At 44.3% G+C, this 8,757-nt stretch carries 5 protein-coding genes and 3 pseudogenes; 2 read left to right on the top strand and 6 right to left on the bottom strand.

What is annotated here, in order from left to right:
- Together OO184_RS25530 and OO184_RS23960 are read left to right on the top strand one after the other, a co-directional pair.
- Positions 1-93 (top strand): annotated as a pseudogene (locus tag OO184_RS25530) (IS982 family transposase); the annotation flags it as partial.
- Between the two features lie 151 nt (positions 94-244).
- Positions 245-922: pseudogene (locus tag OO184_RS23960) on the top strand (IS630 family transposase); the annotation flags it as partial.
- 2 nt (positions 923-924) lie between these two features.
- On the opposite strand, the pseudogene OO184_RS23955 reads toward OO184_RS23960, so the two are convergent.
- The 6 genes and pseudogenes from OO184_RS23955 to OO184_RS23930 form a co-directional block, all read right to left on the bottom strand.
- A pseudogene (locus OO184_RS23955) lies at positions 925-1,079 on the bottom strand (transposase); the annotation flags it as partial.
- Positions 1,080-1,272: 193 nt separating this feature from the next.
- A complete protein-coding gene (locus tag OO184_RS23950) occupies positions 1,273-1,404 on the bottom strand; it encodes a hypothetical protein (protein WP_265381321.1) in 132 nt (43 codons plus the stop codon).
- A 12-nt stretch (positions 1,405-1,416) separates the two neighbouring features.
- On the bottom strand, positions 1,417-2,781 hold the full coding sequence (locus OO184_RS23945) for a DNA-processing protein DprA (RefSeq protein WP_265381320.1): 1,365 nt from the start codon (positions 2,779-2,781) through the stop codon (positions 1,417-1,419).
- A complete protein-coding gene (locus OO184_RS23940) occupies positions 2,778-4,880 on the bottom strand; it encodes a RecQ family ATP-dependent DNA helicase (protein ID WP_265381319.1) in 2,103 nt (700 codons plus the stop codon). The genes OO184_RS23945 and OO184_RS23940 overlap by 4 nt, the downstream gene beginning before the upstream one ends.
- 158 nt (positions 4,881-5,038) lie before the next feature.
- Positions 5,039-5,851 (bottom strand): AAA domain-containing protein, encoded by an 813-nt coding sequence (locus OO184_RS23935; RefSeq protein ID WP_265381318.1) that lies wholly within the window; start codon positions 5,849-5,851, stop codon positions 5,039-5,041.
- Complete coding sequence (locus OO184_RS23930; RefSeq protein ID WP_265381317.1) at positions 5,794-8,352, bottom strand: helicase; 2,559 nt, start codon at positions 8,350-8,352, stop codon at positions 5,794-5,796. The genes OO184_RS23935 and OO184_RS23930 overlap by 58 nt, the downstream gene beginning before the upstream one ends.
- Between the last annotated feature and the right edge of the window lie 405 nt (positions 8,353-8,757).

Here is an 8,757-nt window from a genome sequence, read left to right as displayed (position 1 = left end):
TCAAGACACCGCAGTCAGCTCGGTTTTTTATTGGAAATCGTCGCAGGCTTAATTGCTTATACATTCCAACCTAAAAAACCGAGCTTGAATTGACGGGATTGTGATATCGCTATTTTTAAACGAAGCTGAGGTTAAATAACTTTTCAAAATAATAGATCACTTGGAGGGAACTCAGTCCGATTTTTGCGATCTGATCAATGGCGAAAAATCCCAAACCCCAACACGGACTGAGTGATGCCTATCATTAACAGTGACCTTTGTCGCCAAAACCCTTCATGCCGCACGTTCTTCTGTCAATCGTTGGGTTGAGTGGTTTACATTATATGGGCTGGAAGGACTCAAAAGTTTACCGGCTGGCCGACCTGCTGTCTGGGATCTCTCCCCGCTCTATAACCTCTTACTTTTCTTATTACAGCAATCCCCCCAAGAGTTAGGCTATCTCCGCTCTCGCTGGAGCCTTGAACTCATGACTCATACCTTCAATGAATGACTTAACCTCTCTCTGACGCAAAATGTCCTCTATCGTTACTTTGCTCAGGTGGGAATTGTCTGGCGCAGAGCGGCGCCAACAGTAAAACAACCTGATCCTGAATATGGTGAGAAAATGGCAAAGGTCATGGAAGCTCAAGTGAATATCTCAGAAAAACATCCCGTTTTCTATGAAGATGAGGTGGATATTGATTTCAACCCGAAAATCGGCGCGGACTAGTGTTGCAAAGGGCAACAAAAACGGGTTATTACCCCGGGAAAAAATGAAAAATATTACCTTGCGGGTTGCCTCAATGCCCAAACAGAACAAGTCACCTATGTTAAGGGAATAAAAAAGAACTCTGATTTATTTATCAAAATGTTAGATGAACTGAATCATCAATATCCCCATGCGGAAACCCTCACATTAATCTTAGATAATGACTGTATTCATATAAACACTTTATGACGAGGAATGAGAACGTTATGACAAATACGCATGCAGGTGGAGTCGATAAAGGCGAGTCCCGTGGGTTTCTCTTTCACTTGCGTAAATAACTGTAAAGGGACCCTAAAACTGAGGAGACGACGCCCAGAAAGCGGGTATAACTATTATTTGATATTGGCAAAGGTACGCAGCAGTTTAGCTACGTACTGAGACGGTGCCAGGCGTAACCCCTCTTTTTCTGCCGGCCAAAGCACTGCGCCAAAGCTCGGTTTGTACTGGTTGATAACCAGAGGAGCGCGATTTTAGCTAGTTGACATATAGTGAAGTTATCAGGTAAGGCGTTTCTGAACCTACCCTTAAACCTGACGTGAATCACATTCCTTGCCCAACCGTTCATACATGCTCATAGCGGATTCATCCAACTGTAATCTATTCAGCAAGTAAACAGCCGTTATCTCTTGAATATTGGTTTTTTCTGTTATAGTCACAATAACAATCATTTAAACAACTTTTTGATTTTTCTTTTCTATTTGATAGCGAACAGGACGGCTGAGCTTGTTCACTTGTCCCTCATCAATCGCTCGATTCAACCATTCTTTCAATTGAGATTTATGCAGACCAGTGTTCTCGATAAGGGTATCAAGTGTAATTGGGCTTACTGCCAATCGCTGGAGCTCAGTAATAAACAATTGATAAAAATCCACAGCTTGCATTATGGTCTGTTCTGCTTCTGCTTCTGCTTCTGCTTCTGCTTCTGCTTCTGCTTCGTGATCGATTGAACCTTGGATTTCATCTTGCTCGATTGAATGAGCAGCAACTATTCGATTTTCCGCTACCTCTAGATCAAATTCCGATGCAGGTTTCGCAAATAATTCTGACTGTGCTGGCATGGAAAATAGATCAACCTGTTCAGCTTCTTTTTGCGAAGCAGTAGAGTTTTTTGCGGAGAATAAATCGGAAACCTTAAGGTTGTGGACATCTGCTTCACACCAATATCCCCCCTTCGCAACTAAATCAGTATTTGCCGCGCTACTGTCATTCGTTGGTTTTACCCATAATGGCACCCAACACTTTTTCAGGTTTTCTTCTGCCCCGCTTAGTGTGCCGCCTTTTTTTCCCGAGTGAATTACCAGCGAGCTGTCTGCCAAGCAATAGATATATTTGTTTCGGGCCATAGCGTTTCCAGTGTTGAAGCCAGCTTCTGGGTAAAAGGGTGAAATCAGCATTACGCTGCCATTCATCAAACCTTTGCGCCATTTTGCGCTGGTAGCGGCTTTCAGTAGGCTATCTGCCAGTACTCCAATAACAGGGCCGCCACTGAGCATTGCCCCCACCATAGCCGCCTCATCCACACCACGGGCACCACCGGATACAATCGCAATGCCCTCTGATGCCGCTCTTGAACCAACCAGCTCGGTATAAGACAAGTCCGCATCGTTGGCTTCACGTGAGCCAATAACCGCTAAACCACCAGCATTCAGCAAAGCTTTATTACCGCAACCAAATAACACAGGCGGCGAGTCGGTTTTCAATTGTTGTTTTAAGCGCTTGGGATATTCAGGGTCAGAGCGGGTAACTACCCAAAGACCTGCTCGATGCCATTTTTCAACGGCCAACGCTAGGCTGTGGCCACGATTCAGTAACTGTATAATTCGTTCTGTGCTGATGCGGGAATCTTGCCAGTTGCTTAGTATTGACTTAGGTTCAGATACCAATAAGTCTGCTGGTGTTGTGGATTTTTCTTTCAGCCATAACGCAAACCTACCCCATTCAGCATTAGTGAGGGGTTTGGCATCATCACTGCTCGTCTTGGAAAAATAACTAGTGAGCAATAATGTGGCTTGTGCTGTTGGCGATAAATTCATGAGTCTTTCACCGAAGAAGAGGCAAGTGCTGCGGGATATACAATACCACTACCCGCTTGCTGTAACAAAGCTGCAATAACAGTAAGAGTCCAACCAGAGTCAACGATGTCGTCGATAAGGAGTACTGGTTGATTACGTACAATTTGTGTTATCTCAAAAACACCGTCAAGGTTATGGCACTGATGAAAACTATTTTGCTGTTCCTTTTGGGGCTGGTTATCTTGAACTTTTGCTACCGCATCAACAAATGTCAGGTTCATCCTTTGTGCTAGCCGACGTGCAAATGTAGGGACTAAATTCGGGTGTCTTAAGGAAGGTACGCAACACACCCAAGTTGGACTAGGATGAGGCTGCCAACGTTGTGAGATCATTTCAGCCATAGCATCAACTAGTTCATCAGAAAAGTAACCCGAATGTTTATTTTCAATAACAGTTTTCCCCCAACCAGCATCTCCCCATCGAGAGAGAACCCTACCTGGCTGAGCAACTAAGCAACCTAGCTGTCGTGGAAAACAATATGTAGGAAAGGCTCGATTAGAGGTTGCTACCTGTTTTCTTGGCTGGATAACCATTTCGGCATGTTTAAGAAAAGTGCTTGCCTGATGAACTGACACTGGGTCAAAAGTCTGATTGACAACAGGCTGGCCGATGCATGACGAGCATTTGCCACAAGGTGTAGGGTCGTAATCATCTAGCACTCGGCGCAAGAAGGTCATCTTACACCCGGTATCTGACAGATAGGTTTGCACTTCAGCCCATTCTTGTTGACGCTGGCTGGTAAGGTGAGCGATACGGGTGCGATCCATAGCATAAGGCACAGGTATTCTGCGCCATAAGTTTCCGATTTTAATCACAGGAGCGGGGTTTTCTACACTTAGTAGTTTTAATACCTTTTCAATCTGTCCATAGCGTAGGTTGGTTTGTTCTTCAATGCTACGAAGCGATAAACCATCACTATTAGCGAGTACTTGCAAAATTTCGTTTACCTGAATTTCTGAGGGAAAGGCCGAATTCCTGAAAAACTCATGAATATCTTGATCTTCTGCGCCAGATATCAACACGCCAATAGCATTGTCGATACCACGCCCTGCGCGGCCGACCTGCTGGTAGTAAGCCACGATGGAGCACGGTGCTTGATAGTGAATCACAAAGCTTAAGTCCGGCTTGTCGTACCCCATACCCAATGCAGTAGTTGCCACCAGCACCTTAAGTTGATTGGTTAGCAATAACTCTTCAAGATGCTGTCGGTAATCGTTACTGTTTTCAAAACCCTCAGCCTCAATACTGCTATGGTAGGCTCTGGCGTTGATGCCATTGGCGCTCAACCAATTTGCTACCTGTTCGGCATCACGCACCGTTAAGGTGTACACAATGCCAGTACCATGCAAGGTGGGAATCACTTGCGCCAACCAAGCTAAGCGGGAGGATTGATCGGGCAGCGCTATGGTTTGTAGCGAGAGGCTTTCACGGATCAGTGGACCACGCTGGATCTGGATATTACCCAGTTGTGTTTGGATATCAGCCACCACGCGGTTATTGGCAGTCGCCGTTGTGCCTAATACCGGTGTATTAGGTGGCAATTGGCGCAGAATATTTACTATACGCCGATAGTCCGGGCGGAAGTCATGACCCCAGTCGGAAATACAGTGGGCTTCGTCGATCACCATCAAAGCAATACGGTCAGCAATAGGATGAAGCACGGTTTCAATGAAGTTATCGTTGGCGAGCCGCTCAGGAGAAATCAGCAGACAATCTATTTGATTATTTATAATTCTTTGTGTCATTGCCTGCCAATTCGCTGTATTGGTGGAATTCATGGTCTCGGCTACGATGTGCAGGCGCTGGGCGGACTCAATTTGGTTACGCATTAGGGCCAGCAAAGGAGAAACAATAATCGTCGGCCCCATGCCGCGATCACGGAAGATTTTGGTGCTGATAAAGTAAACTGAACTTTTACCCCAGCCAGTACGCTGTACTACCAACAGTTTCTGCCGTTGGTTAACCAAAGCATCAATAGCTTCCCACTGACCATCGCGAAACTCAGCATTTTGATCGGCCAGTGCAGTTTGTAGCAGTTGTTGGGCCTGAGCTCGATTCATTATCTCTCCTTGGTTTATACGTTTTGACGACTCCGGACAAATTCTTCCGGAGTCAGTTACTTATTACGAATAATGCAATTTGTGAGGCAGTGTTGCTTGACGGCATAAGGACTGTTTACTCATTTCGTTACTCGTTTTTTGATAGTTCCACTTTGGAGTTATTGTAAATGATGATATGCCTCCACTGGCAACTCCTTGGCTACATCACGAAACCAAGGCAAACCATGCCATACTGCCGGATCGCCAATTATGAAAATGTGTTTTTTTGCTCGAGTGAGCGCAACGTTTAACAGATTAGGCTTGCTGGCAGCCCATTTTGCGCCGCCATCATTATTTTCGTCGCAGCCCAAAACAAAAATGACAATATTGTTTTCTTTGCCCTGAAAAGTATGCACTGTACCGATACAGTTTTTTTGCCATACATTAAGCTCTTTTCGGGTTATCAATGGCATAGATTGCCGCCAGATAGCCAAATCGCGTTTTTCCAGTAACTCACAAAGTGCGGATTTAACCGCCTTGAACGGTGTAATAACGTAAATCGAATGGAGCGAGACATTAGCAGCAAGCAGTTGGTCTAATAGCCTGAGCAAATCTTTACCGTGACTATCACGATATTGCTTTTCACCTTTCCCTCCAACCGATGCCAGCCAATGGTTTTCCAGAATGCTGTTCACAAGTTGGCAGCGAATCTTGTCCGCATCAAGCCCATGAATCATGCGGCCATTGTAGGTCATCCTATTAGCTAAACTAAACATCGGTTCAATACAACGACGGTGTACCCACAATGGAATACCTAACCAGATCAGGTTGTTCATTACTTCTAATTCACATCCCCAATGATTGACGCGATCAGCAACCTGCTGCACTGAAAGTAATCCTGGATTCCAGTCTTTGGCCTTTTCATTCAGAGCATCTAGGCAAAGACGTTCAACCAACGGCGGAGGGGTCGTAAATACCGGTTCAATCTGCAAAGGGTCTCCAACGACCAATACTCGTTTTGCCCGCCAGAGTCCCCCGACAGCTTGTTGTGGAGGTGCTTGACCGGCTTCATCGATATTAACCAACCGAGTTCTTCGCTTTCCACTCCATGAAACATGCGCCCCATAGATGCGAAAGTTGTGGATAATACGGGCACAAACATAAACAGCGTTTGCCACCAGCGTATAGGCGTGATTTCGGAATGAGGTTGTGCTAAAAAAGCCGCGAGATTAAATATTATGCAGTCTTTAAAACGAGGTACTGCTAGTGCTTCATAAAGCCAAGCCTGATGAAGTTCCATTGCTGTGATAAATAATGTGGAACGTTGACGATTTATCTGTGCGTTCTGCCAAAAGGCTGTTCGTTGTAATGTTGCATCAGTGATAGGTTGGTTGATATCTGGCAACGTGATATCGGAAAACTGCTGCTTCAAAGTTTGCAGGGAACGATAGTCATTCTCCCGTTGTTGGATAATTTTTTCGATATCCTGTTGTAAGGTTCGCTTTTTTTCAGTTATGTCATTAACTGACTTGCGCTGTTCCGCAACACGCTGGGCTTGTTCGGCTTGCAACCCCATCAGTCTTAATACCTTGCGTTGTGCACGCCGTAACGTTTCTTTATACTCATGCACTCGCTTGCGATTCATCAGACGCATTAGCCATCCTGGCGCATCACTTTCGATAATTTTTTGTTGCTGTTCCGCATGCTGAAGCTGCTTTCCTAATACATCCTGTTCTGTTTCCACCTGTTCCAGCCTGTTAAGCTGTGTTGCGTACAGTCCTTCTGTTTGCTTCAACTTTAGTAATAACGTGTCAAGTGAATTGTCATGCTGTTTTTCTATCAGATGCACAAACATTTCTAGTTGTTGTTGAAGTTTTTTTGTCTTTTCCAGACATACGAGGAAACGTTTTTTAGCGTTGGCGAAAGAGATGGGATTGTGATAATGCTTCCAGCGCCAAAGACTGAGAAAATTCTCTTCAGCGGGACGAGAGGCTTCAGTTGGGGTATCACGTAAAAAATGTTCATCAAAAAATAAGCGCTGAGAAAATTTAGTCCGGTTCGGTTTTTTGCCCAGAGCGGCGGAAATGATCCCCCAGCATTGTTTCTCTTTCTTCAATGGACGATAGAGGTGATAGGTTCTAACTTTTCCCTGACTATTTTTCCTTTTTTTATGTTCGCGTTTTGGGCGGTTTTCGGCAGCTATCTGGTTTGCGGTTGGTGCTAAATAGTCAAGCGATTGGAATTCTTCAGCCAATGATTTCTTTTGCGGCAATTCTTTTGATATGTTTTCTGCTGCTGCGTTGTTGGATGACGCAATGATCATTTCGAAACCAGTGAGTTCATTCACAATAAAACCGGAATTGTCCAGTGTGTCATCAACTTTTTGATAACGCGTAAGTATCTTCGCTCGTTCAACAATGTTATGTGCTACTAGATCGCGCAGAAGCGTCGTTTTTCCAGTTCCCGGAGGGCCGTTGACGGAAAGCAGCCCACCGTCAGCGAGTTCTTCTATCGCCGTATTAATAGCAAATTGCTGCATTAGCGACATGGCATGTGTGGGGTCTGAAGGCCAGCGTCCAAGAGGCATCTTCGCTGGATGCAGTTGCCTGATAATGGAGGCAAGCCCGTCTTGTGAATAAAGGTCTGGATTCCTTGAAACACTATGATGAGAAAGATACGTTCTGAGAGCTTTGCATCTATCTCCTCGTTCCAGGGCCGTAATAGCGTATTCAATGTCCTCAAAGAAAAAACTATTTAAAATAGGAAGTGCAAAGGTTTTATCATTGGCGCTGACTTCTTCTTCAATTTCATCGCCATTTTCTTGTGATGCTTCTGTACAGTCGCCATTTCCCTCCATCCAGTCTATTTGTAAAGCATATTGCCATTGGGGTTCAAAATCTGCCCAATTCACCAGATGTGTTGTCAGCAGTGTTAAAATATCATTTGCTTTTAAAATACCGGGGCCATTTTCTCGTATTGGCCTCAGAGAAACGCTAAAGTTGCCAAGGGTATTTTTAAGATGTTCGCAACTGGCTGAAAATATCTTCGTATTAAGCTGTTCAAAACGTTCATCACGCAGGTGCCCTAAAGCCCAGGGAAGAGAACTCACTGAAAATTTATCTAGAGCAGGGTTTCCTTCCGCTCCTAATGGAATTTTGGCAAAGCAGGTTGTTCCTTCTTTATCCAGTCGTTGCTCAAATTCTTCTGCATAATACCCTTCATCTGGACCGAACACCGCTTGGCTGATCGTGTTAGCGATAGCTTTATCAAACAAACCGACGTACAAGTTGTATAAGACTTTTTTGTCGGGAATATCATGTTGTTGACGGAGTTCTGACGAAAGCCAGGGTAGTGCCTTATCTCCCAACTGATAGAGTGTTTTAAGAGGAATGAGTAAACTTTTATCTTTTTTTTCAAGAGTATAAGGTTGGAAGAATTCTATACGTTGCCAGGTACGGAGAATATCATTCGAAAGGGAAGTTTCGGCCATCATAGCTCTTTGAATTATCTAATAAATGCCTTAAATGATAAGAGTACAGCAATCAATATGGGTTTTGTAGGCGTTTGGCTTAAGCGTTATGACATACGTCACAGTCTGGTAGCAAAACCCCTTATACTTTATTCATCTTCCTTATATTCACCTTCATTTTCCTCTTTAACGCCAAGTTTTCCTTTTGATAACGGTAAATCCACTCAGATCCCCGCTTTGCTGGAAATCAAAACTTCACCGCGTTTTAAGAGGATTTTGTCAGTAGGGAACACGGTATTAACCCTTACAAAGTCAGATAAATAAAAGCCTACAGAAAAATGTGTATAGTGTGCGCAGTTGAGAGATGTAAAAAGATTTTCAGGGAGTATCATCTGGCAGGAATTAAATTATTTTTGTTGACCCTGTTTG

This window comes from Photorhabdus aballayi, assembly GCF_026153155.1.
In the GTDB taxonomy this organism is placed as follows: Bacteria; Pseudomonadota; Gammaproteobacteria; order Enterobacterales; family Enterobacteriaceae; genus Photorhabdus; species Photorhabdus luminescens.
This window is presented reverse-complemented; position numbering and strand designations above follow the sequence as displayed.

Bases quoted from the DNA above. Each gene is read 5' to 3' on its own strand.
- OO184_RS23945 (WP_265381320.1), bottom strand. From the start codon at position 2,781: ATGAATTTATCGCCAACAGCACAAGCCACATTATTGCTCACTAGTTAT.
- OO184_RS23940 (WP_265381319.1), bottom strand. From the start codon at position 4,880: ATGAATCGAGCTCAGGCCCAACAACTGCTACAAACTGCACTGGCCGAT.
- OO184_RS23930 (WP_265381317.1), bottom strand. From the start codon at position 8,352: ATGATGGCCGAAACTTCCCTTTCGAATGATATTCTCCGTACCTGGCAA.